This window comes from Endozoicomonas elysicola (assembly GCF_000710775.1).
Taxonomy (GTDB): domain Bacteria; phylum Pseudomonadota; class Gammaproteobacteria; order Pseudomonadales; family Endozoicomonadaceae; genus Endozoicomonas; species Endozoicomonas elysicola.
In genome coordinates this window covers 969,795-996,678 of the sequence record NZ_JOJP01000001.1, presented here as the reverse complement: position 1 = coordinate 996,678, position 26,884 = coordinate 969,795, and the positions used below count along the sequence as shown (strand labels likewise).

Genomic DNA, 26,884 nt, shown 5'->3' with positions numbered 1-26,884 from the left:
ATGCTCCCGAGCATTTATAAAAATCAGTGAAGTATAGGAATTACTTATCGGTATCACCGATTGAAACTACACTGATTACTCAGGCAGGCTACTACCGGCCAAGCCATAGAGATGGATTTTGGGGTTTACCATTATGGCGGACTTCAAAATAAACGCCTTCTGTCAGCTGCCCGCCACTCTGACCACTCAATGCCAGCGGTTCACCAGCCAGAACGGTATCACCCTCCTGCTTGAGAATGGAATCATTATGAGCGTACAACGTCAGAAAGTTATCCCCATGATCAATGATAGCCAGCAGGCCGTAACTGCTTAACCAGTCAGCAAAAATAACCCGGCCATCATGTACTGCATTTACCGTTGTTCCAGATTTTGCGGCAATAAACATGCCCTGCCAACGCATACGGGTTTCGGGGTTTTGATCGTTGAATTTGAACAGAACCCTGCCATCCACCGGCCACAGAAGCTTGCCTTTGCGGGTCTTGAAGGACTGGCTGTTACTAAGCTGCCGACTGATGATACTGGCAAGTACCTTATCCAGTTTCTCCCGCTCCTGCTCCAACTGCTTAAGCTCCTTTCCCCCTTTGCGATAGCGATTCGCCAAATCCTTCAATAGCTTTTTGCGTTCAGATTGCTGTTTGACCAGTGTTTGCTTTTTCTGATCAATCAATGCCTTTTCCTGATTAAGTCGGGTAATAAGCATGTGCTGAGAGCTTTCCACAGACTTTAGTTCCGCAACCGTTGTCTCATACTCTCGAATGGATTGAAGCTGTGCCTTCTGAAAATAATCAAGATAAACCAGTTGCCGGGAAACACTCTCCGGATCCTCCTGGTTCAGCAATAGCTTGATACGACTATCACCCAGACTCTTGTAAAGAGATTGCAGACTCTGTGCAACCTGTACCTTCTGCTGCTCACTCTTTGCCGTCAGTTGTTTCTGACGGCTCTGGAGCTTTTTTATTTCGCCCTGCCCCTCCTTAAGGCGAGTTTCCAGAGAACTGATATCGCTGTTCAGTTGATGGATGGCTTTATCATTAGTCTGAACCTGGTTCTGGGCTGAAGTTCGTTCAGAATTGAGAGATTCCAGCAGCTTCTTCGCATGCTGAATATCACTCTCAATGGCTTTAATTTCTGCTTCGGCAACAGCCTGCTCATTACTCATTCCCTGCTGGGGAATAATGGATAATGCGGCAATCAACAGCGCTGAGAACATCCTTTTATTTCTGCCCTTTCTATGGAGCAGCGAATTGAAAAACGTCATGGGAAAAATCTTTGGCAATCGGCGAAAAACGGTATCAGTATGCCTGCAATTAAAGACCAGATATAGATGAAGGGAAAGAAGACACTCAACCCAGTGAATTGAGTGTCATGAGGCGTTATTGTCTGGCTTCTGCAACCAAAGCTTTCTGGATACTACCAGGAACCTGTTCATAGCGGCTGAATGTCATGGAAAATTCACCTTCACCAGAGGTCATGGACTTCAGGGCGTTACTGTACTCTATAACACTGGCCAGCGGAGCCTCTGCTTCAATACAGACTTCATCGCCTTCTCTGGACTCTGACCCAGTAATCATCCCTCGATCCGCAGAGAGATGACCGGTAATATCCCCTACGCTCCATACAGGCGCCGTCACTTTTAACGCCATGTAAGGCTCAAGGAGCACAGCTTCAGCTCGGCTAATGGCATCCAGAAATGCTTTTTTTCCAGCGGCGATAAAGGCAATTTCTTTGGAGTCCACACTGTGGTGTTTGCCATCATAAACCACAACCCGAATATCCTGCATCGGGCAACCGGCAATGGCTCCTGCGTTCATCACTTCACGAACCCCTTTTTCCACCGCAGGTATATATTGACTGGGTATCACACCACCGACGACCTCGCTGGCAAACTCAAAGCCAGCGCCTCTCGGCAATGGTTCAATCCGTAGAAAGACCTCACCAAACTGGCCGGAACCACCACTCTGCTTCTTATGTCGATGATGACCTTCTGATGGTTTCAGAATGGTTTCACGATAAGGAATCATTGGTAAGCGTGTACTTACTTCAAGATTGTATACTGCCTGCATTTTTTCCAGAACTATCTGCAGGTGTACACTCCCCAAACCACTGATCACCGTTTCGTTCCGGGACTCACGGTGCTCAACAACCAGGCTGGGATCTTCAAGCATCATCCGATGGAGCGCATCCGACAACTTCTGCTCATCCCCATGACGTGTGGTATCAATAGCCAGACTGCTCATGGGCTCAGGGAAGGCCAGTGGCTTTAGATAGAAATGATCTTCATCATGAGAGTCATGCAATACCTCATCAAAGTGAATATTATCTACCTTCGCTACCGCACAAATATCTCCCGGGCCAGCAGAGCCCACCTCTAAAGACTGGTCTCCCTGTAATTTCAGCAGATGATTGACCCTGAAGGCTTTGCGCCCATCGCCAATATAGAGCTGGCTGCCTGTTTTCACCGTACCCTGGTGAATTCTGAATATTCCCATACGACCAATAAAGGGGTCAGTTACTACCTTGAAAACATGGGCTATCGTATGGGCTTCAGGATCAGCAGTTACCGAAACAGCAACACCCGGCTCTCCCATCTTCGAGCCTTCCTTTTTCATGAAGAGTGGTGCATTCCCTTCTTCGGGGGTTGGCATTAACTCACAGATTATTCTCAGAAGTTGATCAACACCTGCTCCCGTTCTGGCCGAAACGAAGCACACTGGCAGTAAATGACCATCCCGCAGACACTGCTCAAAAGGATCGTGAAGCTGGGGGGGCTCAATGGACTGCCCCTGTTCCAGATAGAGATCCATCAGATCATCATCAACCTCGATCACCTGCTCAACCAAGCGGTCATGAGCCTCGTTGACGGAGCTGAAGGCAACCTCTGCGGCATAATCAGGCTGAAAATAACAGTCCACAACCCGAGAATGGTCACTGGAAGGCAGATTGATGGGCAGACAGTGCGGACCAAACCGATCCTGCAGAGTCTCCAAAATGCCTTCAGCCTTGGCATCACCGGCATCGCAGTGATTGACAATAATCAGCCCGCATTTTTTCCTGCTCTGCATCAAGTCAAAGGACTTACGGGAGACCGGCTCCACTCCCAGCTGGGCATTAATCACCATTGCCACTGACTCAACAGCAGGCAATATGCTCATAGCCCGGCCAAAGAGCTCAGGCGTTCCGGGAGTATCGATCAGGTTTACATGAGTGTTTTGATGATGGAGATGAAAAAGAGACGTTTCCAGTGAGTGGCCAGCCTGCTGTTCGAGAGGGGTACAATCCGTAATTCTCCGCCCCTGGCCTTCCTGATCCGGTATCGCTCCTGCCTGTATTAGAAGAGCCTCAATCAACGTGGATTTTCCGCTGCCAGAGTGCCCCAGCAAGGCGATATTTCGGATAGGGTCGTTGTGTAACTCAGCCATGCCGCTTTTCATAACGAGCGCCTCACATCTTCATTGTTATCATTGATTCTGAGTATATGGAGGCGGTGACCAGTTTATCTTGCCAGACGTCAATAAACCGAAATAAAGAGCAACCCACCATTTATTCCTGAACTAAATTAAAAAAATGTAGATAAAAAACAAAAGGAATTTAGAAAGGACCCTCCCGATGCTCTCGGACTACCAATATCTTCGCAAGTGGCTTGCACAGGCTAACATTCTCATTAAAAGTGGCTCTGGCACCTCGCCAGCCCGGTTAAATGAAAAAAAACAGCTGGTTGCAGGCAGGGGCTCAGCAAAGGGGTTGCTCAATAAAGTAGCATCAATGAAAAGCGCTTCGGAACGGGAGCAAATAAAAGCCACCTGTCTGAATGCAGCCAAACGGGCAGATCAGCTTGGCCACAATATGGGGCTGAAAGCCCAGTTCACAAAGACATTTACTGATTTCAACTGGCCATCATTTACGGTCGAACATCTTGCCTCACTGATTCGTAGCCTGGTCGAAAGTGCACATGGGCAGGCTGTTGAGGCTACCACTATTCTGAACAAAAGCATCAGTACTGGCTTTAGCCGACACTGTAATGAGCTTTCAGAACTGACTGAAAGCGACTGGTTCTCAATATTGCAAGATCAACTGCAGAACAGTTGGGATCAATTCCATAAGATAAGTCAGTCAGAAAAAGACCTTGGCTGCTTCAAGAGCCTACTTGTGGAAACGGCCAATGACACTATCCGATCCCGGCAGGAATCAGATGAAGCTCCGGATGAAACGTTGATCAACTGCGTTTCTGAAGCCATCAATCAGGCCATCACCGAGTTTGTAAACAGGAACCAAAAAGAAAGAAAAGATATTGAGTGGGTTGTGTACCCCATAAACTCATTAATAACGGAACAGGAAACGCCCATGGCCTCAGCAGAAGCTTATGGAAAAACGCCCAAAGCCCTAAAGAGCATTTCCAGTGAGCAACTGATTGATTCCGGCCTGATAGCAAGCAAGTCTGAGTATCAGGCATTAAGTGAAGATCTCGGTCGAATCTATATGGTGTGGCCCGGAATAATGCCCCGTTTACAGGCCTTTCGCAAACTGCAGACATTTAACCCGAGCCTGAGTAATACCGACTTCAGTGTTCTGATGCGCAGATGGTCTTATGATGAACAGGAGCGTTGGTGCAACATCGTGAATAATACCTCATTTGATAATAATGACTCTGAATCTCCCATTCTGGCTGAAGTTTTTCGTCAGGCCATTCATACTCTGGGTAGAAATGGGCATCTTCACCCACGAGTATTGAATGCCATTCAGTTTATTGGCCTGAAAAGCCTGTCTACTGCCAACATCCTTGACCAGCTTCAAGCATTCAGTACACTTTGTTATGGGCTGAATGGCCACTGTCTGGAAGCAGATGAGATGGCAGATATCGTCAATCAGGTGTCCATGAGCCAGGAAACCATCCAGAAAATCATCAACGCCTGGCACGACCCTGAGGTGCTTGAAGAGCTTGCCGATGAGCTTTCAGAAGGCAAGATTCAAACATAAACTCTTAATAATTACGCCGCGATATATGTAGTATTAGTTATAACTTTGGAGGCTTATTTAAGCCTTTAAAACTCATTCCCTGCGAGTAAACCAAATGGTTTGCATAATCCTCAGAGCAGGCCACTTGAAAAGTTTTCCTTACCAACTCAGCTACATTTGTTTTTGACCACTGAGCCCCTCTCAGTTTCAGGCTTTGTACACTATTGCTGGTAATCAGCCTTTTCAGCTCACACTTTTGTTTAGCAGTTAAACGTTTCTTAGCCCCCTCTACAGAAGAATTTCTTGAATGTAGATGAGCTGCTCTGATACGGTCTTTTGGGGATTTTTCTACCGCTTGATAAGACTGAAACGGAAGGCACAGACGATCCCCTGTATCGTAATATCTAGCAGCAAACTCTTCCAACAGATCGGTGTAGCTTGTGGGAGCCATATCGGAGGGAAAGAAAGCCGTCGGTAAATCAAAGATTTCCGGGCAAGCACGCAGTTCTCCTGGCTGTGACTCTTCCTTCTTCAAAGAATGCTTAACTATTTCAACCGGGATCGATTTTAACTTTTCATCCAGGTCACTAACATCTATCTCGAACCTGCGAGCTAAGTCATTGATTATCTCTGTGACATCAACCCGCTCAATATTTCGTCGATCTACGCCTGACAATTTTACACCGGGATCGTTACAACCTTCTTTGCCGCACGATAATGACTTGAGCGATAGATCCAATACACCTTCCTCTGAAACGGGGCTATCTTGACTGCCTCCCTCTATCTCAATCACCTTTTTAGATTCAGTCAGCTGAGACTCAGAATCATTCACCGTCATTTCAAATAAGCCTGCCCCATCAAAAGTTTCTCTATTCTCTCTTTGGTTTTCACTAGGAAAACCATAATCAAACCCTTGCGAAGGTAAAGTGTCACTATTCTGTATGCCAGCTACTGACACTGACTCCTTAGGTACATTATCCACAAACATCAGCCCTGATAATTGATCAAATTTCTGATCAGATGGTTTCACAGATAGCTGCTCCGGATTCATATGCACATTTTCAGTAAACTCTTTAGAAACATGATCATTTTCATAGTGTTTTTTTAAGTCTGCCATTAAAGAAAATCTGCCAATACAATTGGCAATGGGACAACAATATCTTCCCGTAATACCTTCCCCTAGCTTTCCTCCCGCAGAATTATCCATTTCATTTCGAGAAACCTTATTAACCTTGCACTTATGCATAGCAAAAGAAGTTACCGGACTCCCCTGATCTAAAGCTCTGCTCTCAGGAATCATAGAAAAGCCATCTATTAAGAAACTTACTGAACACGGATTCGCCATTTACAAACTCTTAGAACTAGGTTGTGAATATTAAACACCAGATACGGTTAGACAGTAGAAATGTCAGATATTTCAGGAAGCACTAAAGAACATTCATCTGATACACTCCTCAATACTACAACCATTCGGAAGTGCTCATGAGACTGACTTTTCTCGGAACGTCGGCGGGTATGCCCACCACCGAAAGAAACGTCACTGCGCTGGCACTAGCCATTGATGATGCCAGACAGTGGTACCTGGTGGACTGTGGCGAAGGAACGCAGCACCAGTTGCTTCGCTGCCGCTATACACTCAATAATCTCAAAACCATATTTATTACTCATGTTCATGGCGACCATATGTACGGTCTGCCTGGCCTGATCACTTCTGCCAGCATGCAGGGACGACAAGCACCTCTGACTATCTGCGCACCTGATGGTGTTCAGCAGTTTGTGGAGGCGGCCCTCCACTATTCAGATGTAACACAACTCCCTTTCAGTATTGAGTTCACTCGGAGTGACCGCCCTGGTTTCAACTATCAGGACAATCAGATCAGTGTCACATCCCACGAACTTTCACACCGGGTGCCCAGCTTTGCTTATCGCTTTGTGGAGACAACATTCAGTACTCAACTCAACATTGCACAACTGAATACCCTTGGCGTTCCAAGAGGTGAGCTCTGGGGACTGCTACAAAAAGGCTTGAGCGTTGAGCTTGAGGATGGCCGTAAGATACACCCCGAACAGGTGCTTCAACCTCCACCAGAAAGCCGAATTGCCATCATTGCCGGCGATAATGATAAGCCCGAATTATTAATTGAAGCCCTTAAAGGTGCCCATTTGCTGGTTCATGAGGCCACACTGACTGATTCAGCGCTTCAAAAAGCCGGGCCAGTCTGGATGCACAGCTCAGCGCGAATGGTTGCCGAAGCTGCTGAAACCAGCGGTGTTCCCAACCTGATCCTTACCCACTTCAGCGGTCGTTATCAACACTCGCCCTCAGCAGGTCCAAACTGTATTGATGCGTTGACAGCAGAAGCAAAGAGCTTTTACTCAGGCAGTATTGGTCTGGCCAGCGATTTAAGCATTTGGGAAGTGCGTCGATCCGGCCAGTTAATGGTTTTAAAAGCGTGATACTCTCAATTGTAATGTTCGTAATAAGGTCGTCAGATAGCTGCAAATAAATGTTGAACACTGTAAGAACAATCATTTCAACAGGTCATTATTTCCTATTTTTTGAACCCTCTGGATTTTTAAAAATCAAAATCCAAGATTAAAAATAGTGAATACCACTGGGTTCAATTATGGAAACACGACTTCCTCAAGCCTTCATCAGACCAACGATAAGAACCACTCCAGATGGCCAGTCTGGACAACAACAGCCCAGGGGAATTTTGCGCCCATCAGCAGATTCTCAAGCAGCACTGGTAAGAGAAACAAACCATCGTCAACAAGGCAATCTATTACCGCGATTCTCTGGAAAGCTTGTGGTTGTAGCCGATCAGATCAGAAGTGTACAAACCATCGGTAATAACAGAGTTAAAATAGAAACGAATGATTTGAGAAACTATCAAGTCACTGCCAGACTGGATTCTGAACCACTATTTACACCTAATCATAATACCCAACAGTCTTCTGAACATTCAGAGGCCGTACACAGAGGAACTTTTGCCGGCAGCCTTATTATTACAGCTCCATCCGGCTTATCTCATCCATTAAGAGAAGGTAACAGGGTTTCAGTAAACATAAATGACTTACGAAATTGCTCAGTTTTATCTATCAATGATCTACGAACCCGATTAACTGCAAATGATATGCAGAGACCTCTTTTGGATATTCTTCCTGCCATCTGCATTAATCAAGCGTTTTTAATGCTGGATGAAATGGAAATGGCACAGAGCATAAGAAGCTCATACACGACTGATTTTCAAACACTGCTCTCAGGCCTTGAATCTGATCAGAACTTCACAGAATGGTTCATTGAAGGGTGTGTAAGTTTACCATCGCTACATCATAGCGAGAACACTGAACTGGCTGAAAGAATTTCCAGTGTGGACAACTATTCCAGTAATAAGCCGCTACTGAAAAAGTTCCTTCATATATTATTCAACCCCCCCGGCTGCCCATACATTGAAACTGCCAGAGTATGCCAGTTATTGAAAAACCAGGGTTATATGCCCAGCTTTCCTGTACTTCCTCAAAGGTAATCAGCAAATAGAGCCAAACTTGAATGCAGTAACTTCCTGTGCCGAATTACACCTGAAAATCTCCTGCCAGAGTGCTCACTGCCTACGTGGAATAACCACTCCGTGCTGCTAGTGACTTGCCTTACGTAAATCATGGATAGATGGTTGTACGCACAGTTGATAACCCCCCCTATGGATTGCCCCACTGATTTTCATCCAGTCGTGATATACTCCCCCGCCTAATTCATAAAGAAGTTGATGATTAATGTCTGATATCTATAAAACCATGGAAGAACGTGTCAGCTACGGTATTGGCCGTCAGATGGGCGATCAGCTGACTGCCAACCCAATCGCCGGTTTGTCCATTGACGCTGTACTGGCTGGCCTTGCGGATGCTCTGAACGGTGCTGAAAGCGCAGTTTCCCATGAAGACCTGCACGCCGCCTTCACTGAAATGCAGAAGCGATTGCAGGCTGAAGAAGCTGAGAAAGCCCGTGTTCTGGCTGCAGAAGGTGAACAGTTCCTGGCAGAAAATGCCAAGCGTGAAGGTGTTCAGGTGACTGAATCAGGCCTGCAGTTTGAAGTGATTACCGAGGGCAGCGGCGAGAAGCCGACCCATGCCAGCACTGTACGTACTCATTACCACGGCACCCTGATTGACGGCACTGTATTCGACAGCTCCGTTCAGCGTGGAGAGCCTGCAGAATTTCCGGTTGGCGGAGTTATCGCTGGCTGGACTGAAGCCCTGCAGATGATGAACACAGGCTCCAAGTGGAAGCTGTTTGTTCCTTACCATCTGGCTTATGGTGAGCGTGGAGCGGGTGGTGCCATTGGCCCATACACTACTCTGGTTTTTGAAGTTGAGCTGCTGGATATTGTGTCCTGATAAGAACAGAGCCTTTTAAGAAAACGCCTCTTACCTGTGAAGGTAAGAGGCGTTTCTATCATTATAAGAAAAGTTATATGCTATTTGTTTAGAGCGATAGTAAACGGTAATTTATATTTTAAGCCACCATTCCCGCACCCTGTTGCCTCCTTCCCCAATAGCAGCCCTTCCTATATTAGCCACACTTCGAATAACATCTCCAGGTTGTCCATCTTCTATAGCCTCTTGAAGTTTTTCAGTTTCACTCTGCCGGCTATCCTTGCACTTCAAAGCCTCCAATTGCGCTTTTGATATATCTCTGGATTTTTTTAACTCTACCCGGCTTTCGCTACCAAAATGAAGATGAAGCGCTAATCTAATGCGGCATGTGTAAAGTTTAAGATTATACTTCAACTTCAACCAAAGCACTTTACGACTGGAAAGATCCTTAGCATTAATGGTCGTGGCCTGTGATTGAGTAAATCTTGAAGTATCAACTTCCTCAACTTTCCTATTAAATGCTTTGACCAATTTATGCCAAAGGTTTTTCCTGCCACTCCTCCTGACTGTTGTTTGAGGAGGCCTTTGGACCTGTGAATGAACTGCTCCATCAGCTCTGCTAAACATAGCCTGTACTCCTATTCAGACCAATTTTCGCTAAGATATGAAATAATGAATACGATTTAAATTATACTTTAGTCCTACCTATAACCACCAAAAACAAACTAACTTTCTGTTTTTATTATATAAATATAATTCCAACCAACCACTGATAAAAATTATTTATTTACCACCAAGCATCAAAAAAAATCGAACCAATAACACCGTTTAAATTGAACACCCTGGACAAAACCCTGTTCAAGCTCAAAACAAATACAATCCATTACTTTTAAAAAAACAATAACTCAGACCAATTCCTATATACAGATCTTAACATTCCAAAATGTAGAAAATTTCCAAACTCGCTTACCCATAAAATAAAAAACATGTACGATATATCAACATCAAATACTATTTATAATGGCAGAACAGTACTTTTTAAAACAAAAATAAAAGCTAAAAATCAATAATCATCTATTATGATATTTTGTGAAAATTTCGAGATTGGAATTACTCTAAAATAGATTCAAAGGTAGATCTGAGATGTCAAACCAAATTATTGGTGCTCCGAGCCCTATTTATGGAAATGCTTTTCAAACACCGCCACCTTCAAATCAGGCATCACCAAATCATGTGGCCAATCCTAATCAGCCCGGAAGAATAACCGGATACCCCGTGAATGGTAACTATATACCTGTAACACCTGCTACAGGTGAGTATGGTGGATCAAATTCATTCCCGTCAATTGAGCAGAGGGCTTTTCAGGCAGTGCCAACCAGCCAGCCAGGAAACGTTCGTGTAACACACACAAAAACGGTTTGCCAAGAAACTGTCCAGGTTGATCTCACCCCAGAAGAGGCAAAGCAATATTATGCCGATTTCTATCAACAATTACCGACACCAGTACACACATACTGTTATGCTTCTTTCCCTGTGGTTCCTAATCCGCAGTTCAATACATTGGCTCCGCTTCCATCTCCGCCATGGACGCCCACAAGCACACCACCACTAGGACAGCAAGGACAAGGGCAAGTTGTAACAACGTACGCCAGCACTCACTTTATTCCAGCTCCACAAAACACTTTTCCTTCATCGGGCAGGTAAAAGCGAGCCAAGGTAGCGTGCAAGTAAACAGTGTTGCGTTAAACTTGTATTATCCAATAACTACAACTTCTGAAGATAAGCGTACACATCGTTTATCTTCAGATAATAAATCCGTTATCAATAAAATGGGACTAGAATATGCATTTCTGCATATAAACATACATATAACATCATCTAGATACGTATGAGTATTAACTATGCATCAACAGCCGTCTGTCATTAATCCAAACACAGCATTTATTACCTAAGGGATTCTTTGATATTTTTCTTCTAAGCAAAGAAACAGGATGCATAAATAATTACACAACAAAATCTAAAATCAAGATGATCAATAGTAAATTCTTGACATATCAAACAGCATCTTATTTCGTTTACTAATTCAAAATAGATTAAAAATTATTATCGATTAAAAAACCTTTTTCAATTTTACAAATTAAATAACCAATATTCATCTATCATGAATCGTTAAAACAGAGTCATGAACTGTTTTTTCTTCAAAGTTAATTTAAGGAATATTACTCAATGTCCTCTCCTCAACTCCAAAACTCCCAACCACCCCTTTCAATGCCCAGCACTTATGGAGAGCCTAGCTTACCTCCCACAGGACCAGAGAGAACGTCGGCATCTTTTGGCCCCTACACAGCAGAGCAGCTAGACTGTATCGAGGGATCCAGCAGACAATGTATATGGTCAATCAGACATCAACTAGACAACCTCCGTTTAACCCCTGAAGAACGCAATAATGCAAGCCAAAGAATTATCAATAGAGCGGCAGAAATTCTGCAAGTAACTTCACCTCGAATCAGAGTAACTGAGCACAATTCTTCAGAGACTGGTGTAAACATCAATATTAATATTCCAAGTGAATTTGTATCTGATAACTTAAGCCAATTTCTGGCTTTACTCCCACGCCAAAACTCCATCAGACCAGAACAGCCTCATGTCCACAGCATGCCCTTAGATAACCCGCCAAGACCATCCATTCATCACCAGCCTTTCATGCCATCTCAAGGCGGTCTTCCTTTTCCTCCTCCTTCCTATCCCCCCCATCCATCCCAAGCTTTCGCCCCTGCAAATTCAAACATGTTTCAACAACCCGCTGGTAATTTTCCAAGCTCTCAACAACAAGCTTTTATTCCAACACAAATACCTATGCAACAGTTCGTTGAACCTCGCACTCAGCCTCAGCCTCAGCCTCAGCAGCAACAAACAGGAGACACTCATACTCAGTCAACCCCAAATCGACCAACTCTTTCCTTTGTTGATGAAGGATGCAGAATCAGCTTTCCACCAACAACAGACAATCATGCCCCATGCCACAATGGCAATGGTCCCATGGCAGGCTCAGGAGGCCTTGGACATTTATTTGGTAACCTGGTAGCTCCGCTGATGATGGGGACAACCATTTCAAACTTGATGGGGGCAGCGGGACAATCGCAAGGTGCTCGATCAGGCCCTACAGGTATTGAAAGGCTTCTCCATATGGTACCGACAACTAATCCAGCCTTTAAAGAAATAAAAGAGTTGATGGTTATCCGGGGAGAAAACCCACTGCAATGTTTTGATCAGAAACATCTGATTGAGCAGTGGACTAGCCGCAAGAGCGACGTTGATACAATATTGAATGCAATAGCCAAAAAACAGGATCATCTACAAGGAGTGGATTTTAAAGAACTCTCAAAAAAAGCGCCGGAAGAACAAGGCCTGTTTTTCCTGAAGTCACTCCTGAAACACCCAGATAATGTCCCCAATATACAAATGCTGGCTTATCTGAAGCAGAACAACTTTCTGAAAAGAGTGGAACCTCATACACCCACTTCTGATTCTGCCCGCACACCTGAAGCTTCAAATAGCCCCAGAAGCAATTCACCAACGATAATCACAGGTACCGATTCTGGAACAGAAACCCTGGAGCAAACGTCAGCAGCATCAGGGAATCAATCGGATATTGAGCAAGCAGGAAAACCAGGATCCCGTCCAGAAATGGAAGATGTATTCGATGAAGAAGAAAGTTGATAAAGAAAGGTATCTTTTTAATTAAACACCTTTTTTAATTAAACACCTGGGGCGTTGTGGATAAGTGTAAAACCGCACTTATCCACAACTGAGGAGATAGAGAAGAACTTACTTGACCAGCAGAGACTTTCCAGACATCTCAGCAGGCTGTTCAACACTCATCAGGTCCAGCAGGGTTGGAGCCAGATCAGACAGGATACCATCCTTCAGCTGAAGGGCCTGAGGGCCAGCATAAATCAGGGGAACCAGTTCACAGGTGTGCGCTGTGTGCGCCTGACCAGTGCTCGGATCTTCCATCTGCTCAGCATTACCGTGGTCAGCCGTGATCAGGCACTGGCCACCCACTTCATCCAGGGCAGCAACAACACGGCCAATACTTTCGTCTACTGCCTGAACAGCCTTGACTGCAGCATCAAAGTCACCGGTGTGGCCAACCATATCGCAGTTTGCGTAGTTACAGATGATCAGGTCATGCTCGCCGCTGCGAATCTCCTGAACCAAACGATCCGTGACTTCAGGCGCACTCATTTCTGGCTGCAGGTCGTAGGTTGCCACTTTTGGAGAGGCGACCAGAACACGCTTTTCTCCTTCAAACGGCTCTTCACGGCCGCCACTGAAGAAGAAGGTTACGTGAGCATACTTCTCGGTTTCAGCAATACGGAGCTGGGTTTTACCCATTTTCTCCATGTATTCACCCAGTGTGTTCACCAGCTCGCTTGGCGGGAATGCACAAGGCGCATGAATATCGGCAGAGTACTGAGTCAACATCACGAAGCCGGCCAGGTCAGCGACACGGCTGCGTGCAAAGCCATCAAAGTCGTGGTCGACAAACGCACGGGTAATTTCGCGGGCTCGGTCAGCACGGAAGTTCATAAAGACCAGTGCATCGCCATCATTCAGACGAGCCGCCTGATCACCGGTTATGGTCGCTTTTACAAACTCATCGTTTTCGTCACGTTCATAAGCAGCCTTCAAGCCTTCTACAGCATTGGCAGCCGAGAACTCAGCCTTGCCATCGGTAATCAGATCATAAGCCTGCTGCACACGATCCCAGCGGTTATCGCGGTCCATGGCGTAATAACGACCAATCAGACTGGCAACGCGGCCAATGCCTTTCTCTTTCAGCAGGGCATCCAGTTTTTCCAGGGAAGATTCAGCGCTGCGAGGAGGGGTATCACGACCATCCAGAAAGGCGTGAACGTACACTTCTTTGGCGCCACGACGGGCAGCCAGTTCTACCATGGCATGAATATGGTCTTCATGGCTGTGGACACCGCCTGGAGAAACCAGACCCATGATATGAACGGCTTTACTGGCCTTGATGGCTTTATCCACAACGCCGGTAATGACTTCGTTTTCGTAGAAGTCACCATCTTTGATCGCTTTGGTGATGCGGGTCAGTTCCTGGTACACAACTCGACCGGCACCCAGGTTCATATGGCCAACTTCACTGTTACCCATCTGACCATCCGGCAGACCAACATCCATTCCCGAGCCGGAAACGAAGCTGTGTGGATTCTCTTTCCAGAGACGATCCATTACGGGTGTTTTGGCGGCCAGAATGGCGTTGCTGTCTTTTTCTTCACGATAACCATAACCATCAAGGATGATCAGGGCGGTAGGTGTGCGCTTATCAGTCATGGGCTCTTAACCTTGGCGAACATGGAGGAAGATGAAAAGGTTGCGCCTGGGAGCTTGTCCGATAATAGGGCTGAGAAAAACATGCTTTTTCTTATACAGCCTGCGCAAACGACCTCTTGAACCAACCTCGCTGTGAGTAGAATGGTTCGCATTCTACCTGCTTTACAGCCGGTTTCCAGTGAATTGCCTGCTGTTCTTTGAGCCGCGCAAACTATCACACAAGAAGGCGTCAACAGGCGATACCCTGTGGAAATCTCTGCAATTTGCTGAGCTTTTCCGGTTACTCAGCCTTTATAGGATTATTTTAGGTTCTTTTGACGTTTTTGTACGCTCGCACACAACAAACATTCAGCCATATCATCTTTCAGAAGCTTCATCCCTTACTTTCCTGAAGTGGGATAAGTATACTTGCCTCCTTTCAATTTATAGATTGACAGCTTGTCCGCATGGAACAATTCATAGAGTTTGTAATAAACCACCCCCTGCACGTTGGTGCACTGGTGGCGCTGGCCAGCGCACTGGCCTTCACTGAAATGCGTAAGGGTGGGCAGAGTGTTTCCACCGCCCAGCTTACCCAGATGGTCAACCAGGACCAGGGCGTGGTGATCGATGTTCGGGAAAAGGCAGACTTTTCCAAAGGTCATATCGTGAATGCCATCAACATTCCTTATGCAAAAATGAAGGAACGTGCTGGTGAACTGGAAAAATACCGTGAAAAGACCATCATTGTGGTCGACGCCATGGGTCAGCACAGTGGCAGTGTCGGAAAAACCCTGAAAACTGAAGGTTTTGCCAACGTGGTCAGACTGCAGGGTGGAATGTCTACCTGGACGTCTGACAGCCTGCCAGTGGTCAAGAAATAGGCTCTGGCTGGACAATCTGTACGATCGTTACCAAAATGCGTTATTCGCTTTTATCGCTTAGACCATCAAAAGTAAGGAAATGACAATGGCTGATAATCAGCAGCAAGCACCGCAGTTTGCGTTGCAGCGAATCTACATGAAAGATATCTCCTTTGAATCACCAAAGGCACCTGAGATCTTTCAGAAGCAGTGGCAGCCAGAAGTCAAACTGGACCTGAGCACCAGCAACCGTCCGCTGGAAGAAGGCCTGTACGAAGTGGTTCTGTCTCTGACAGTAACTGTGGAAAACGGTCCTGAAGGCAGCAAAGAGACCGCTTTCGTCACTGAAGTACATCAGGCAGGTGTCTTCCTGGCCAAAGGTCTGGACGAAGAAGAACTGCACCGTACCCTGGGTGCTTTCTGCCCGAACATCCTGTTCCCATACGCCCGCGAAGCGATTGACAACCTGGTACTGCGCGGCAGCTTCCCTCCGCTGATGCTGGCGCCAGTGAACTTCGACGCGCTGTACATGCAGGCTCGCGAACAGCAATCCGCTCAGCAGCAGCCAGAAGCCGTTAACTGATAAACGCGACCCGTTTCCCGCTGACCGATGCCCGAAAAAGCCAGACCACCTGTGCTGTTGCGGGAAACGGGAAACGGGAAACGGGAAACGATCTAAAAATCTAACGTCCTCCAACAAACCCCATCTGCCGCCAGGCTTCATAAACCATCACCGCCACGGTATTCGACAAATTCAGGCTCCGGCTGTCCGGGAGCATGGGTAATCTCAGCACTTGGTCTTTTGGCAGCGATTCCAGAATGTCCGCAGGCAAACCACGAGTCTCCGGGCCAAACATCAAGGCATCACCTTCACGAAACTCGCAGCAGCTGTAGTTGCTGGTGCCCTTGGTGCTCAGTGCCAGCACCCGTCCAGGCTTAACCGTCTCAACAAAGCGCTGATAATCTGAATGAATTTGCAGCTCGGCAAACTCATGGTAATCCAGCCCGGCCCGCTTCAGCCGCTGATCGTCCAGCTCAAAGCCCAGGGGTTCTATCAGGTGCAGACGAAAGCCGGTATTGGCACAGAGGCGAATGATATTGCCCGTATTGGGTGGGATTTCCGGCTGGTAGAGAACAACATCAAGCATGGGCAGATCCAACAGATGACAGAGCGTCAATCATAGAGCATCTGGAGGGGGTGGAACTACAGAGATCACAAGCTTTGAACCACAAAGATCACAGAGCACACAAAGTTTTTTCTTTCTTGCGTGAATGAGAATAGGGGTGAAGCTCCAGCTTTCGGAGAAAAGCCTGCAAATTCTTTTCTCTGTGATCTTCGTGATCTCTGTGGTTCAAAGGCTTGTAATATCAGCCAGCCTGGGTAAAGCCGAAAATCATCACCAGCGTCAAAAACAAGGCGAGAAGATTACCGCCGCAGCCGTAGCGGAACAGTTTACTGTCATTGCGGTTATGGTCGTAAGGAGACAGATCCATTGTCAAAAGCCTCAAATCGGGAAGTCATACAAAGAGGTGTCTTTTAAGAATAGTTTATGAATCTGGCCTGCAAGCCGGATGGAGCCAGTGGCTATTTATGGGGAGTCAACGGTTAATCAGTGTTTTAACCACAAAGAACCCAAAGTACACAGCGTTTTTTATGCTGTTGTTGTCAGGCTCCAGTGAAAACCAAAAACAAGAAAATAGTTTCCACGTCTGTACCTGGTCACAGCAAACCAATAACCAAAACACGTTGCGAGCATTGCACGCTTTGTCGTGAAAGAAAATGACCTCATAGGCTCATGACGATGATTAGTCACCCTCGGGCATGAAAGATTTCGCCACGGAGGCACGGTGACACAAAGGAAACGCTTTTCTTTTCTCCGTGCCTCCGTGGCCATTGTCTTTCGCGGCAGAGGGTAACGAAGTCATCATGGGCGTTGGTGGTTCAAGAAAAAGCGATGACATTTTTGTGATAGGGAATAGTGATAATAAAGCGTGGAGCGGTTGATCATTCAGAAACCATTCAGGTGACCACTGCATAATACATTTATCCAAACACCGGATCGAAATAAGCAATAGTTTCAGGTGTGAAAAAGCGATAGCGAAACATCATCAAATGGTAGGTATTGATAGACATTGTGCGAGCACAAAACTGACATTTTCGGCCAAACATAAATGCTCATACATATCACATCCGCAAAAACCGAAAGACAGCAATTTTTATTGTGACGCATATCACAAAAAGCTTGAGTATTATTCCGAGATGTTGAAGAATCAAGGTTCAATATAATGGCTGACCAAATGCTTACAATCTGGCTGAAAGTCATACAGCAGAAGGCTTTGGTCACAAAACAACCATTATCCGGTGTTGACTTGAACAGGTTTGTGACTGGATTTGTGGAAAGTACGAATCGTTAACTGTAAATAGTGAATGGTTAAGCGTAACAAGCGGGGCTGCCCCTACAGGAGACTGTCGGAGTATAGCGCCCGTCGCGAGGGGTCAGAAAATTGAGGATAAACAGTTGGTTTTGTGAGGCGAATAGCAGGGCTATTCAACGAGTAAAAGCGACTGTTTAGACCGATTTACTGACACCGCAGCAGGGCAGACTGTGCTTCGACAGGCTCCTCACCATTCACTCTTCACCCTTAACTGTTTCCTTTTCCCCATTCACCAACCAGACGACATCGGATAAGAACGTAACCACAGGCAAACGGCAGTTAACCACTGCATGGGGGCAAAAGAATGAAAACATTAAAAACACTGGCACTGGCGACGGCGGTTTCTGCAGGTTTGCTGGGTTCTGTTGGAGCGATGGCTGCAGTAGATGGTGATCTAACAGAAACAACCTCTACCGGTAAATTTGACATAAACCTCAACATCCCAGGAAAAGTAGCTATCTGGGGCATGAGAGACTTGCCATTTACTTCAGCAGGTGCAACTTCTCAAACAATAAATGCTTGTGTATTTAGTAGTACTGCTAGAGCGCAGTTTTTGTTAAACACTACAAACACTGACTTCCAATTGAAAGATAATGGTACAAAAGGCGCCGACTACACAGTTACCGTAAAAGAATCTGGAAGCTCAATATCCTCTACGTGGGGGACTGATTATTTAGCTAATAACCAAGCTTCCCCCATTAACTTCAACGTCGCTTCAGGAACCGAGCCTAATAACACTGGGGGCGTAATTGATGAGGTTTGTGCTGTTGGGGGTGATTTCCAGAAAATTGATGTAACTGTCACACTTTCAAATGTTGTTTCAACAACTGGTACTTATACAGACGAAGTTACTCTTGTAGTAAGTGCCATTTGACCTCGTTCCCACGGTCTTCCGTGGGAGTTAATACCAAACTTTCCTCAAGCTAGGCAGGTCGGTTCGCTTGCAAGCCGACAAAAACGATCAATACAATCTGAACCAAATGTCGGCAACCGCCCAGCGGTTACCGACCTACGAACAAAACATTCCCATGCTGAATATGGGAATAGGAAAAAAGCCTCCTCATAAATTGAGGAAATCAAAAAACTTTGTGTCTCTGTGCCTTTGTGGTGCAAACAAAAACCAACAGCCTCGACCCAAAGTGGAAATCCAATAAAACTCAGTGAGCTTTGTGAGCTCCGTGGTTAAACACCCAGGATAAGATTCAGTTATTATGCGTCGTTGGAAGTGCATCATCTCAATGCTTTTTGCATTTTCCATGTCCACTTTCAGTCACATGGCGCACGCTGACGCTCCCATTTTTCTCGCCGCCACCAACCCACCCGCCGGTTTTGAAGAACTCAGCGGTACCCAGCAATCCCTGGTGGATATCTACTTCGGCAACCGCTATATCGGCTCCCAGCTGGCCTCGTTCAGCCCCGGCATTATTGAGCTGCCCAACCCCGCTGAACTGGTCCGCCAGATTGGCAACCTGAATGACCCAACCCTGATTGTCAGCACCCTGACCGGCGAACTGAACAGCCATGCGAATCTGGTCTGTCTGACGGATAATTCACAAAACTGTGGCATTCTGGAAACGCCAGTGGCCGGTGTCATCTTTGACGAGTCCCGCTTCCGAGTGGATATCTTCATCAACCGTCGTTTTATGCTGACCCGCGCTGCGGATGTGCGCAAATACCTGCCGCCTTCTGATGCGGGTTTTGCCCTGATGCAGAACTTCTCTGCGGCGGTTTCCGGCTCCACCGCCGAGGGCAGCGATAACAGTTACACACTGAATGGCCTGACCATGGCCGCCTGGGAAGAGAACAGCCTGTACTGGAGCTGGGACTATTCCGATACCAACCATTTCTCCGTCAACCAGTTCTACGGCCAGCGGGACTTTGAAGGGCTGGAATACAATGGCGGCCTGTTATCCACCAGCGGCTTTGGCCTTAACCTGACTTCTGACCAGCCCATGATTGGCCTGCGGATCAACAGCTCCGACAATACCCGGGAAGACCTGGACTTCTCCGGCGGTATGCCGGTGGAAATTTTCCTGCCTACCCGTGGCCGGGTGGAAGTGCGTAAGGATGACCGCCTGATCGACAGCGCATTCTTCGAGGCAGGCTCCCAGCAGCTGGATACCACCAGCTTCCCCAGTGGCGCTTACGATATTGAGATCCGTATTCTGGATGAGAGCGGCAATCTGATCTCCACCGAAACCCGCTTCTTTGCCAAGCAGAGCCAGATTCCCCCCATCGGTGAATGGCTGTTCTTTGCCGAAACCGGTCGGGTAGTAAACCGTGAAGCGGATAAAGCCCTGCCAGAGCTTACCGAGCAGTGGCTGACCCGTGCCGGTGCCAGCCGCCGGGTGTTTGATACCCTCGCTGCAACAGGCGCGGTCGCTATCAATAATGACGATGCCCTGATGGAATTCGGTCTGTACCACTTTGGCTACCGTTATGAAATCTCCCCATCACTGATGCTGGCGGATAATGGCAGCAAGGGTTTTACGGTCAACAGCCGGTTGACCCTGGGTGACCTTTCCCTGTCAGGTAACTACCGTCGTTTATGGCACGATGAACCCATTGATAATGACGTAAATGAAGATGGTGAAGAAATTCCTGGTCTGTTTGGTAACGCCTTTGAGCAACACTCCGTTTCTGCCTCCATGCCCGTGTTCGATGGCAGCCTGGGCTATCGTTACAGCCTGAACCAGAGCTATGACGACAATAATGAAGAGCAGGACCCAACCCGCACTCACAGCCTGGACTATCGCCGCACCCTGTTCCGCACCTTTGACTACGATGGCGATATCACCCTGAGCTTGAGCAAATCCGGAGACACCGAGATTGGTCTGGTCAGCTTCAGCTTCCGTTACCGGGAAGACCGCTGGAACTTCCGAGCTACGCCACGGGCCGAAGTCTCCAAACGGGATGGTGTCACGGACAGCTCTGAACGGCTCCGCCTTTCAGCTTCATGGGATGATGGTGATCTGCTGGACGGCGACCTCCGTTTTGATGCGGGCATTGAAGGCGGAACCGGCGATGATCGGATGGATGGCAGCGTGCAGTACGCTAACCGTTATGGCCGGGCCAGTTTCAGTGCCAGCCATACCCGTGGTGATACCAGCAATACCACCTCCTGGGGTGGCAGCATGAGCACCAGCTTCCTGACTGACGGTGATGTGTTCGCCCTGGGCGGTGAAGAGCGAGCAGAAAGCGCTCTGGTGGTGAATCTGGACGGTCGCCCTGGTGATGTATTCGACGTCAAGGTAAACGGCCAGCGCCGTGGTTATGCCATTGCTGGCTCGCCTTCGATTATTGCCCTGTCGCCTTATGAGCAGTATCGAGTCAGCCTGAGCCCTGCGGGTGAAACCCTGTACAGTTTTGATGAGCGGGAAAAGACCGTCACCCTCTACCCGGGCAATGTGGTGACGCTGGATTACGAAGCCATCCCTCTGCAGCTGTTGTTTGGACGTCTGCTGTTTAATGGTGAACCGCTGGAAGGCGCCCGCATTAACGGTGGCCTCTACCCCGGCAGCACCGACGATATCGGCATGTTCCAGCTGGAAACCCGCTCCGATGTGGGCAACCTGCAGGTTGAACTGGACAACGGCTGGCTCTGCCAGCTGCCCGTGAAACCACTGGATGCCGGTTATGTTTTACAGATGGGCTCGATTGATCTTGCTGATGCCCAGTGTGCGCCGCTGTTGGAAGGCCAGCTGGCAATTACCAAGCGGGATGATGTCGACCAATAATCTAACAATCAAGCAGTATGTAGAATGGATTTTGCTTTTCACAGTGTCTGGTTTACGCGTCTTTTAAGTTTCCTGTTTATTTTCCCGCTGATATCGTCGGTAGCCTATGCAGACTTATCCAGCTGCTCCGGTAATTTCCAGGAAAATGGCAGTAATAGTCGAGGCGTCAAGATCAAAAGCCTGTGCACCAGTTATGAATCAACCTGGACGGTCATTGACGACAACATCACCCTACCGGGTGAATCAACCGGTAACTTCTGCCTGATCGCCTATCAGGGGGCTGATTCTGCCAGTAACTGTAATACTCGGGACATGGAAGACGCGGCCATAAGCGTGACCGGTGATACCAATTCCAGTGGACATTTTGTTCTTGGGGGTGAAATTCCTGTCACCATTGCCCTGAGAAACCATCAAAGTAACAGCCTCACACCGTTTCAACCAGATACCCGGGTCTTATTACCCGCCATCCCCAACAAATGCGTATGCAGAGACTACCAGTACAGCCTGGAAGTAACCGTGACTAAAACGGATATTCTTAACAGTGGCTCGACCGCTGTTGATTTTGAGGGAAAATTTTATCTCCACGGTTTTCATACAACGGCGGGACTGCAAGGGAGTATCCCATTCACCGTAAAGCTGCAACTGGAACCCGCTATTCAAATCAGCGGGCTGGAAGATATGAACCTGAACAACAGTAATGAGCAGCAATTCTGCGTGTTCGCTATTGGTGCAGAGACATTCTCGTTATCGGCAAGAAGCAATGGAGGTACCAAGAATCACTTTCGGCTCATTAATGGCAGCAGTAAGCAGAGATACTCAATGACCGTAAGAGACAAAGCCTCGCTGCGTGAGACTTACAAAGGGAATAACCACAGCACCAAGAGCGGCTGGCAACCCAGCCACCAGTACACCTGTAATGGGCATACCGCAGAGAATATGAAATTGACCATCGACCTCTATGGCAATAGCCAGACAACGGGCACTTTCAGCGATACGATGACGCTTACCGTGACACCGGATTAACGGGAAACAGCTTTCATAATTCAGCAATACGGCCAGCTGTATCAGTAAATCAATTGTCGTTTTATCTATTGGATTTTTGAGGAAAAATCCTTCACACTGGCGTCAGACAGAATAACCTGATCGGGTATTACTGGTTTCTAACTCAATAAAATCGGTAACATCGATCAGACCTAAGAATAATAAAACAGGGCCTGGCCATCTTTTACCCCAATGTGAGCTTAAATGATGGCACTGGCAGTAATCGGTTATGTTGTATGATGTTTTCTCGATCGCTCTAAAACGTTTCCCCCTCATCGTTTTCACCTTGTGGATAACGCCTTCTCTGGCGGCATTGGAATGTGCCTCTCTCTCCGGTAACAGTGAACGCTGCACTGACGTTATTGGGATGGATAACCAGGAAATCACAATTCAGACTGAAGAGATTATCAATAACAGTTCCGTGATTTATGGCGAACAGCAGTACTGTATTCTTTCCTATACAAAACCCTCTGGTAACAGCAATGTCAACGCCTGGAGTCGTTTGCCATTCGATGTTCAGGTGGATGGTGACAGAGATGGCAATGATTTCGTCTTAAGCAACGGCAGTAATACTCTACCCGTTGCTTTTAAATGGCGAGGCGGTGCTCCGGTGAACGGTGCATCCATCTGGGAAGAACCGGGCCCAGGCAACCTGACGTCGGATCAACAAGGTGCCACGTCCTGTGATGAGCAGCCCTTTTCCCAGGCATGGGTTCGATTTGAGCTATTGTCTTCCGAGTTACAGGGTGTCTTGCCCGGCAGTTACAGCGGTAATTTTTCCGTCGATATTGGCCAGGACTCAACCGGCTACCATTCCGATGTTAATTTCACGGTCAACCTGCCAACGCTGGTCAAAATCAGTGGGCTGGATGATATGGTGCTGACTGGCCGTGGCAATAATCGCTACCGACAGGAAGAGCCGTTCTGCGTGTTTGTTTCCGGTGGAGGTGATTATCGTATTAGAGCCAGCGGTGGTGCAGGGTCAACCGAACCATTCCTGCTCAGCAATAGCAATGACAGCATCCCCTACAGAGTTCGTTTATCCAGTAATGGATCCAATCTTAACACCGTTGACCCTGGCGAGTGGCTGGATGCAACAAACAGCAGTACTTCGTTAAACTGCAATGGTGGTACCAATACGAAAGTAAGGATTGTCGTACTGGATAGCTGGATAAATGGAAAACCGGCAGGGGTATATAAGGGAACGCTTTATCTAACCGTTGAGCCTTCCTGATGCCATCAAATCCTCTAAGACAGATCGCTCAGACCGCTGGCTAATCTCGCTCAAAACCCCCCTCGATATGTTCTGTTTTTTATTTTGTGTCAAACCACCTCAAATAGATCAGAACGCTGATGCAAAACGACCAAAATCATAGTACAAATACGCTTCTTTGCCGTACTGATACGCAGTGATACATCAGAAGGTTTGAAGGGACTTTGGCAACACCCAAACTAATCTTTAGTTCCAAGAATATATGGTACTCACAGGCAAGGAGATTTTTACAAACTAAGGAAGGGCAAAAATGTTATATGCCTGTTTTAAAAGCTGGTTTAAAAAAAGTATTTTTATCATGCTACCGGCTATCTCCTGTATGGCTGGAACAGCATATGGTTGGTTTAACTTTACTGACCCAGACCCAGTAACCGTAGATTGGAAAAATGAAAATATTGAGCAGGAAATGACGTTTAAACTTCGGTCGTGTTTTGGACTTGGTAGCCTCTCATGTAATTGGGTTAATACACCTCAAGTTTATTATCTGTCAGCCACAAACTTTAATTTATCCTACCAGGGGTCAAGAGGCGAAGACCTGAAGACAAGAGTTATTGCAGAGGCAATATTCGAGCAAGGAACTCAAAGAGAAGACCTGATCGGTGGCCAAAAGATGTTCGACCCAGGCATATCCGACAGAGTCGATGCAAAAATGACATTCAAAGTGTATAACTCTGAACTGTATGATGCCCTTCCAGGTATTTACCAAGCCACAGTAAAATTACAAGGAGGTGAAAACGACGGTTTTATAGGTGATCAGGATACGACGGAGTTTGAACTTAAGATTAACATTCCTGAGAGGCTTAAAATCAGTGGTCTGGAAGCAATCAGTCCCATTTCACTAAATTCTGATGGTACCACTGAAGTGAGTAGTGGTTGGAAACAGTTTTGTGTATTTTCCCAAGGAGGCTCCGAGTTTCAACTCAGAGCTTATGGCCACAATGACCCATCTCGCTTTATCCTTTTACAGAATGAAAATATACCCGAAATACCATATTCCCTAGTCATGAAGTCGAGTGAAGGAGAGGAAAAACCTATTACTCCAAATGCCAATGAAGGCTCATCTCCTTATCGATGGAAAGGATCAACCAATCCAGACTGTGCTGACGGAAAATATATGTACTTGCAGGTTAACGTGGATAAAACCTCTGCTGCAGCAGGTGTCTACTCTGACGTTGTAACAATTGTTGTGGAGCCCCCTGTTAATTAGTTCGGCTTGGTAAAGGCGTAGTATGGTGCTTTCAAAGGAAAACAAAATCAAATCTATAAACTGAAGTGACTACTATCTATGTATGTAGCGCATAAAGCATCTTACTTAAAACTTGCGCAACACCACTTGAACCCATATAGGAATAAACCGTTACCAAAAAGGGTCGGTATTACAAGGTGTCTGGAAAATCAAAAGGGGCATCAGGAGGTGCCTCTTTTAACGACTTTAAATTGAAAATGAGCTTACGGACTATTTCCTCTGAAAGACTTAAGAAAGTACTGGCTGATCATTCCCTCTCTTTAAACAAGCCTCTCTCTATCAAGAATATATCGGTTGATCGCCTAGTAAGTCATAAGCCCCACCCGGAAAAGAAGCTGAACACAAGTGCAGACCACATAAGCCATGCCCACACTCAAGCAGAATTGATCGGCAACTAGCCAAACCTTCAGCCATGAATCCCCCTAAAGATACTAACCCATTCTCTAAAACTGTACTTAATCTACCGGTTCAGTGATAATTTTTCCTAAAGGAACCCTCTTACAAGGAAGAAGTCTACCTGAAGCAGTTCTGAGGTAAGCCACGATTTTCTGTACTGCACAGTTAATCGGTGGATATTTAATAATTCTAAGAACGACAAGTTGTTGGTTGTTTATACTCAGGACTGTAACAATGTTACTTTCTCGCCCATCTCTGGCTTTCATCTTTTTGCTGTTTACCAGCCAACCTGGCTTTTCTGCTTTTTATCTTGACCGAGAAATTGAATACATTGATGTAGACCTTGATGAGGTCGGAAATCGCTTTACCAGAACTATAACCTTCAGTTTTATGTCAGTATGCAATGTTGACTTGTTTAACTGCCTTGGTAGGGAGCACAGCTACCAATTCGGGCTATCACTGAATAATGAGGGTGAAAATAATACTGTTTCTCTTTTCCCCCCCCCTGCACCAGTGCTTGATCATGGGGAGTTAAACAGCTATGTCGCTAGTGCCAGGTACACGAACCGGGGAGCAGACATTCCTATCGTTGCAGGAAGCTGGTCGGAGACTTTCGAACTAAATGAGCAGCAGGGAGTATGGTATGAGGCCTCATTGAACTTAAATTTAAAAGAAGGAAGGCTTAAAAATCTGGCACCGGGGGAATACCAGTCGATTTATCTTGTCGGTCGTGACATCGGATTTGTAGGCGGAGAAATATACAACCTCTGGGAAACCATGGAAATACGAATTCGCAGAGCAGACAACCGAAAAGTCAAAATCAGTAAGCTCAAAGACGTAGACCTGACTGAATACAATAATAGCCAGAGCAGGGCAGAAGAGATGCCATTCTGCATCCATGTGACTGATGGTGATCAATACGTCCTGAGAGCCAATGGCAGTAATGATGATTTTAAAAACAAATTCAACCTGATCAATGGCAGTGAAAGGGTCGTTTATAAAATGGACTTCTCTCCTGATAACTCTGGATGGCAAGCCGATATTCGGCCAGGAGACAGCCTGTACGGCACTGGAAGTGCAATGGAAAATTGCGGTAATGCATTCAATGCCTGGCTGCGTATCTACCTGGACGGAGCACCAGCCAATAGTGGCACCTATAGCGACACTGTTACCCTCACGGTGAGTGCTGTCTAGGGGGTGTTCATAAACCTCATTAAATTCTGTA

The 26,884-nt window shown here is 46.6% G+C and carries 21 protein-coding genes; 14 read left to right on the top strand and 7 right to left on the bottom strand.

The window, feature by feature from the left end:
• Positions 1-91 precede the first annotated feature (91 nt).
• Positions 92-1,258, bottom strand: a complete 1,167-nt coding sequence (locus tag GV64_RS23580) for a murein hydrolase activator EnvC family protein (RefSeq protein ID WP_081622202.1) — start codon at positions 1,256-1,258, stop codon at positions 92-94.
• Between the two features lie 115 nt (positions 1,259-1,373).
• Entirely contained in the window at positions 1,374-3,431 is a 2,058-nt protein-coding gene (gene fusA / locus GV64_RS04170; RefSeq protein WP_020584174.1) for an elongation factor G, read from the bottom strand.
• Between the two features lie 175 nt (positions 3,432-3,606).
• On the opposite strand from fusA, the gene GV64_RS04165 reads away from it, so the two are divergent.
• A complete protein-coding gene (locus tag GV64_RS04165; RefSeq protein ID WP_020584175.1) occupies positions 3,607-4,974 on the top strand; it encodes a hypothetical protein in 1,368 nt (455 codons plus the stop codon).
• Positions 4,975-5,011: 37 nt separating this feature from the next.
• Here the strand turns inward: GV64_RS04165 and GV64_RS04160 are convergent, their stop codons facing one another.
• A complete protein-coding gene (locus tag GV64_RS04160) occupies positions 5,012-6,298 on the bottom strand; it encodes a hypothetical protein (RefSeq protein WP_152553915.1) in 1,287 nt (428 codons plus the stop codon).
• A gap of 137 nt (positions 6,299-6,435) precedes the next feature.
• On the opposite strand from GV64_RS04160, the gene GV64_RS04155 reads away from it, so the two are divergent.
• The 3 genes from GV64_RS04155 (at position 6,436) to GV64_RS04145 (ending at position 9,348) form a co-directional block, all read left to right on the top strand.
• A complete protein-coding gene (locus GV64_RS04155; protein WP_026258508.1) occupies positions 6,436-7,410 on the top strand; it encodes a ribonuclease Z in 975 nt (324 codons plus the stop codon).
• 170 nt (positions 7,411-7,580) lie between these two features.
• Positions 7,581-8,483: a hypothetical protein gene (locus GV64_RS04150; protein ID WP_034844026.1), complete on the top strand. Its 903-nt coding sequence runs from the start codon at positions 7,581-7,583 to the stop codon at positions 8,481-8,483.
• 244 nt (positions 8,484-8,727) lie between these two features.
• Positions 8,728-9,348 carry an FKBP-type peptidyl-prolyl cis-trans isomerase gene (locus GV64_RS04145; protein WP_020584179.1) on the top strand — a complete coding sequence of 207 codons (621 nt, stop codon included), beginning with the start codon at positions 8,728-8,730 and terminating at the stop codon, positions 9,346-9,348.
• 111 nt (positions 9,349-9,459) lie between these two features.
• On the opposite strand, the gene GV64_RS04140 is transcribed toward GV64_RS04145, so the two are convergent.
• Positions 9,460-9,954: a hypothetical protein gene (locus tag GV64_RS04140; protein ID WP_020584180.1), complete on the bottom strand. Its 495-nt coding sequence runs from the start codon at positions 9,952-9,954 to the stop codon at positions 9,460-9,462.
• Positions 9,955-10,470: 516 nt separating this feature from the next.
• Here GV64_RS04140 and GV64_RS04135 point away from each other — a divergent pair.
• Both GV64_RS04135 and GV64_RS24625 read left to right on the top strand, forming a co-directional pair.
• Positions 10,471-11,031: a hypothetical protein gene (locus GV64_RS04135; protein ID WP_020584181.1), complete on the top strand. Its 561-nt coding sequence runs from the start codon at positions 10,471-10,473 to the stop codon at positions 11,029-11,031.
• Positions 11,032-12,114: 1,083 nt separating this feature from the next.
• Entirely contained in the window at positions 12,115-13,047 is a 933-nt protein-coding gene (locus GV64_RS24625; protein ID WP_152553914.1) for a hypothetical protein, read from the top strand.
• A 108-nt stretch (positions 13,048-13,155) separates the two neighbouring features.
• Here GV64_RS24625 and gpmM read toward each other — a convergent pair whose 3' ends face one another.
• Entirely contained in the window at positions 13,156-14,688 is a 1,533-nt protein-coding gene (gpmM, locus tag GV64_RS04125; protein ID WP_020584183.1) for a 2,3-bisphosphoglycerate-independent phosphoglycerate mutase, read from the bottom strand.
• A gap of 446 nt (positions 14,689-15,134) precedes the next feature.
• Between gpmM and GV64_RS04120 the strand changes: the two genes are divergently transcribed.
• The gene (locus GV64_RS04120) at positions 15,135-15,551 is read left to right on the top strand and encodes a rhodanese-like domain-containing protein (protein ID WP_020584184.1); all 417 of its coding nucleotides are present in this window, start codon (positions 15,135-15,137) and stop codon (positions 15,549-15,551) included.
• A gap of 85 nt (positions 15,552-15,636) precedes the next feature.
• Positions 15,637-16,113 (top strand): protein-export chaperone SecB, encoded by a 477-nt coding sequence (secB, locus tag GV64_RS04115; RefSeq protein ID WP_020584185.1) that lies wholly within the window; start codon positions 15,637-15,639, stop codon positions 16,111-16,113.
• A gap of 100 nt (positions 16,114-16,213) precedes the next feature.
• Here secB and trmL read toward each other — a convergent pair whose 3' ends face one another.
• Both trmL and GV64_RS26060 read right to left on the bottom strand, forming a co-directional pair.
• Positions 16,214-16,678 (bottom strand): tRNA (uridine(34)/cytosine(34)/5-carboxymethylaminomethyluridine(34)-2'-O)-methyltransferase TrmL, encoded by a 465-nt coding sequence (trmL, locus tag GV64_RS04110; protein ID WP_026258509.1) that lies wholly within the window; start codon positions 16,676-16,678, stop codon positions 16,214-16,216.
• A gap of 220 nt (positions 16,679-16,898) precedes the next feature.
• The gene (locus GV64_RS26060) at positions 16,899-17,024 is read right to left on the bottom strand and encodes a hypothetical protein (protein ID WP_269078654.1); all 126 of its coding nucleotides are present in this window, start codon (positions 17,022-17,024) and stop codon (positions 16,899-16,901) included.
• 1,246 nt (positions 17,025-18,270) lie between these two features.
• Here GV64_RS26060 and GV64_RS04100 point away from each other — a divergent pair.
• The 6 genes from GV64_RS04100 to GV64_RS04070 all read left to right on the top strand — a co-directional run bounded on the left by GV64_RS04100 (position 18,271) and on the right by GV64_RS04070 (position 26,853).
• A complete protein-coding gene (locus GV64_RS04100; RefSeq protein WP_020584189.1) occupies positions 18,271-18,840 on the top strand; it encodes a hypothetical protein in 570 nt (189 codons plus the stop codon).
• A 382-nt stretch (positions 18,841-19,222) separates the two neighbouring features.
• On the top strand, positions 19,223-21,703 hold the full coding sequence (locus tag GV64_RS04095; protein ID WP_160171763.1) for a TcfC E-set like domain-containing protein: 2,481 nt from the start codon (positions 19,223-19,225) through the stop codon (positions 21,701-21,703).
• Between the two features lie 24 nt (positions 21,704-21,727).
• On the top strand, positions 21,728-22,726 hold the full coding sequence (locus tag GV64_RS04090; protein ID WP_020584191.1) for a hypothetical protein: 999 nt from the start codon (positions 21,728-21,730) through the stop codon (positions 22,724-22,726).
• Positions 22,727-22,973: 247 nt separating this feature from the next.
• Complete coding sequence (locus GV64_RS04085; protein WP_152553913.1) at positions 22,974-23,978, top strand: hypothetical protein; 1,005 nt, start codon at positions 22,974-22,976, stop codon at positions 23,976-23,978.
• Between the two features lie 289 nt (positions 23,979-24,267).
• Positions 24,268-25,224, top strand: coding sequence for a hypothetical protein (locus GV64_RS04080; protein WP_020584193.1), 957 nt, complete (start codon positions 24,268-24,270; stop codon positions 25,222-25,224).
• 669 nt (positions 25,225-25,893) lie between these two features.
• Positions 25,894-26,853, top strand: a complete 960-nt coding sequence (locus GV64_RS04070) for a hypothetical protein (protein ID WP_020584194.1) — start codon at positions 25,894-25,896, stop codon at positions 26,851-26,853.
• The last annotated feature ends 31 nt before the right edge of the window (positions 26,854-26,884 follow it).

What these genes read in the sequence shown, in the direction of transcription:
- GV64_RS23580 (WP_081622202.1), bottom strand. Translation starts at nt 1,258, where the DNA reads ATGACGTTTTTCAATTCGCTGCTCCATAGAAAGGGCAGAAATAAAAGG.
- fusA (WP_020584174.1), bottom strand. Translation starts at nt 3,431, where the DNA reads ATGAAAAGCGGCATGGCTGAGTTACACAACGACCCTATCCGAAATATC.
- GV64_RS04165 (WP_020584175.1), top strand. Translation starts at nt 3,607, where the DNA reads ATGCTCTCGGACTACCAATATCTTCGCAAGTGGCTTGCACAGGCTAAC.
- GV64_RS04160 (WP_152553915.1), bottom strand. Translation starts at nt 6,298, where the DNA reads ATGGCGAATCCGTGTTCAGTAAGTTTCTTAATAGATGGCTTTTCTATG.
- GV64_RS04155 (WP_026258508.1), top strand. Translation starts at nt 6,436, where the DNA reads ATGAGACTGACTTTTCTCGGAACGTCGGCGGGTATGCCCACCACCGAA.
- GV64_RS04150 (WP_034844026.1), top strand. Translation starts at nt 7,581, where the DNA reads ATGGAAACACGACTTCCTCAAGCCTTCATCAGACCAACGATAAGAACC.
- GV64_RS04145 (WP_020584179.1), top strand. Translation starts at nt 8,728, where the DNA reads ATGTCTGATATCTATAAAACCATGGAAGAACGTGTCAGCTACGGTATT.
- GV64_RS04140 (WP_020584180.1), bottom strand. Translation starts at nt 9,954, where the DNA reads ATGTTTAGCAGAGCTGATGGAGCAGTTCATTCACAGGTCCAAAGGCCT.
- GV64_RS04135 (WP_020584181.1), top strand. Translation starts at nt 10,471, where the DNA reads ATGTCAAACCAAATTATTGGTGCTCCGAGCCCTATTTATGGAAATGCT.
- GV64_RS24625 (WP_152553914.1), top strand. Translation starts at nt 12,115, where the DNA reads ATGTTTCAACAACCCGCTGGTAATTTTCCAAGCTCTCAACAACAAGCT.
- gpmM (WP_020584183.1), bottom strand. Translation starts at nt 14,688, where the DNA reads ATGACTGATAAGCGCACACCTACCGCCCTGATCATCCTTGATGGTTAT.
- GV64_RS04120 (WP_020584184.1), top strand. Translation starts at nt 15,135, where the DNA reads ATGGAACAATTCATAGAGTTTGTAATAAACCACCCCCTGCACGTTGGT.
- secB (WP_020584185.1), top strand. Translation starts at nt 15,637, where the DNA reads ATGGCTGATAATCAGCAGCAAGCACCGCAGTTTGCGTTGCAGCGAATC.
- trmL (WP_026258509.1), bottom strand. Translation starts at nt 16,678, where the DNA reads ATGCTTGATGTTGTTCTCTACCAGCCGGAAATCCCACCCAATACGGGC.
- GV64_RS26060 (WP_269078654.1), bottom strand. Translation starts at nt 17,024, where the DNA reads ATGGATCTGTCTCCTTACGACCATAACCGCAATGACAGTAAACTGTTC.
- GV64_RS04100 (WP_020584189.1), top strand. Translation starts at nt 18,271, where the DNA reads ATGAAAACATTAAAAACACTGGCACTGGCGACGGCGGTTTCTGCAGGT.
- GV64_RS04095 (WP_160171763.1), top strand. Translation starts at nt 19,223, where the DNA reads ATGTCCACTTTCAGTCACATGGCGCACGCTGACGCTCCCATTTTTCTC.
- GV64_RS04090 (WP_020584191.1), top strand. Translation starts at nt 21,728, where the DNA reads ATGGATTTTGCTTTTCACAGTGTCTGGTTTACGCGTCTTTTAAGTTTC.
- GV64_RS04085 (WP_152553913.1), top strand. Translation starts at nt 22,974, where the DNA reads ATGTTGTATGATGTTTTCTCGATCGCTCTAAAACGTTTCCCCCTCATC.
- GV64_RS04080 (WP_020584193.1), top strand. Translation starts at nt 24,268, where the DNA reads ATGTTATATGCCTGTTTTAAAAGCTGGTTTAAAAAAAGTATTTTTATC.
- GV64_RS04070 (WP_020584194.1), top strand. Translation starts at nt 25,894, where the DNA reads ATGTTACTTTCTCGCCCATCTCTGGCTTTCATCTTTTTGCTGTTTACC.